This window comes from Bellilinea sp. (assembly GCF_034432615.1).
GTDB lineage: Bacteria > Chloroflexota > Anaerolineae > Anaerolineales > Anaerolineaceae > Bellilinea.
In genome coordinates, this window is the sequence record NZ_DAOUBL010000172.1 from 1 (window position 1) to 2,520 (window position 2,520).

Annotated in this window: 2 protein-coding genes; both read left to right on the top strand. The window is 52.3% G+C overall.

The genetic code is table 11. The annotated features are described in order from the left end of the window. Positions 1-675, top strand: a 675-nt coding sequence (locus tag VAE48_RS08085) for a PHP-associated domain-containing protein (RefSeq protein ID WP_322792814.1), incomplete at its 5' end; no start/stop codon positions are given. A gap of 220 nt (positions 676-895) precedes the next feature. Beyond that, entirely contained in the window at positions 896-2,386 is a 1,491-nt protein-coding gene (locus VAE48_RS08090) for a diguanylate cyclase (protein WP_322792815.1), read from the top strand. Positions 2,387-2,520: the final 134 nt, after the last annotated feature.

Here is a 2,520-nt window from a genome sequence, read left to right on the forward strand (position 1 = left end):
GCCCGCCGTGCCGGATTGGATGTCATCGCCATCACCGATCATGATGAGATACGCGGTGCACTGCGTGCAGAAGAACTCGGCTATCAATATGAGTTGGGGGTCATCCCTGGCATTGAGGTATCCACTGCCGAAGGGCATTTGCTGACCTTGTTTGTGCGCACGCTCATCCCCGCCGGCCAATCCTTAATCGAAACACTACAACGCGTTTATGAAGCAGGCGGATTGGCGATTGCCGCTCATCCGCTGGCGTTAGGCGCGCACAGCTTGAACGAAACCGCCATCCGCCGTGCCCTGGAAACACCCATCGGTCAGCAGACCCTGCTGGGAGTTGAAACCCTGAACGCAAGTTTGTTTTACCGGGGCAGCAATTTGCGGGCAGCACGATTAGCTCAGCGGGTAGGGCTTGCCACAGTTGGATGCAGTGATTCACATGTTGGTTGGAACATTGGCCATGCCCGCACACTCTTTCGGGGAAACACACCCCAGGATCTGCGCTATGCACTGCTGCAGAAACAAACCCGGGCAGTCTACGCCCACCCACGCCGCACTCCCCTGTTTTTTGCAGATCACCTGCTGCGTTCTGCGCTGCGCCGCATGGGTTGGGTCAGCACCTGGTCAGACACCGCCCGCTCACCGGCGTTGAGACGCATGGAACGCGTCCATGCTGAGATCTAACGAAAATTTTAATATTCAAACAGATGTATTGCTGGCTGGATTTGGGTATAATGAATATAGTTAATTCATTATCACCCTTTCTTCGCTGCGCGTCGGTATTGCATAGGGGAGGTAATCATCGAAACCGATGGCAGATTCCAGCACAACGAACGATTCACCCGCTCAAAACCCGAAACAAGCGAGAAAACCGCGTCTTAATCAACCGTCCTCTCGGTGGGGAATGGTTCACCAGAATTCACGACAAAGCCGACGCTCCCGATATCTGCTGCGCCTTAACCGGCAGTTACGCCGGCAACTGTCCCTGCTGCGTAATGGGAACGGTAATGCCACCGAAACAGATCTGATTTTCCGGCAAAACTTTCTTTCACTGCCCGATCCAATTCTCATCTGGCGCAAAGACGAGCAGGGGGTTGTCCGCCTGATGATGTTCAATCAGGCTGCCATGGAAATGTCCCTGGGGCGGATTAAGGACTTCACCGGCATATCGGTTGATGATTTCTTTTCTCATGAGCCACATGTAGCCGAAATCATTCATCAGGTTTTCCGCACCGGCAAGCCCAAGCGAATTGAAACGCCCAGCCGGCTGCGCACCACCGGTGAAGAGAAATGGATTCAGGCGGATTATGTCCCTGTTTCCCGGCGCTATTTGTTGAACATTATTCGCGATATCACCCATCAAAAATTAAAACAACAAGCCGAGGAAGAACAACGCTCCAAAATTGAATTGCTGCGTCAGGCAATGACCGCCTTCACCTCGGTGCTGAACCTGCGTCAGGTCCTCTCTCAGGTGATGGAGTACCTGAAAATGCTCATCCCTTACGACCGTGCCTTTTTGTACCTGCTGGATAAGGACGAACTGGAAATTGCTGCTGCAGCCGGTTTCAGCAATAACGATGATTATCTCGGCAGGCGCATCCCTGCCCGCAACCCGCAATTTGAGGCGATTAACCGCAATCGTTATCCGCTCTATTTAGATGACGCCGAAACCTACCGCCCCTTTCAGGAATTGGAGGATTTGAACTGCGGCAAGGCCTGGCTTGGAATTCCAATGCTCGGTCATGGACAGGTAATCGGCTATTTGAGCATTTACAATTCCAACAGCGGTATCTATGGGGGTAACGAAGCCGAACTGGGGCAAACCTTTGCCAGTCAGGCCGCCATTGCCATTGAAAATGCGCGGCTCTTTCAGCAGGTTCAGCAATACGCCATCACCGACGGGCTGACCGGCTTTTACAACCGGCGCTATTTCTATGAACTGGCCGAGATCGAAATGCGCCGATCCCAGCGTTATGGCAGCGACCTGTCATTAATCCTGATTGATATTGACCTCTTCAAAAATGTCAACGATCGGCTAGGACACACGGCCGGCGATCAGGTCTTGATTCATCTCAGTCAATGTTTGCGATCCCAAATCCGCGCCAGTGACAGTATCGGTCGTTACGGCGGTGAAGAATTTGTGATTCTGCTGCCGGAAACCAATGCAAAAAATGCAGTGGAAGTTGCTGAACGACTGCGCAGGTCCGCCGAGGAGTGCGTCACTGATATTGGTCATACCAAAGTACACATTACCATCAGCCTGGGGGTGGCGCAGATGGACGAGGACTGCCAGAGCGTTGATGAGCTTTTCCATCGCGCCGACCGCGCCCTGTATTTGGCCAAGCAAAACGGACGCAATCGAGTTTGTATCTGGCAGGCCTATTTGCGGGAATAACCTGCTATAATATATTTTTAATCATAGAATATTGCCAACCTGCCAAAGGAATCTCTTTTCATGCGCCGTGAAGTGTTGACCTGGAACGACGTTGACAAACTGATTGACCATCTTATCCCCCAGTTTGAAGTGGA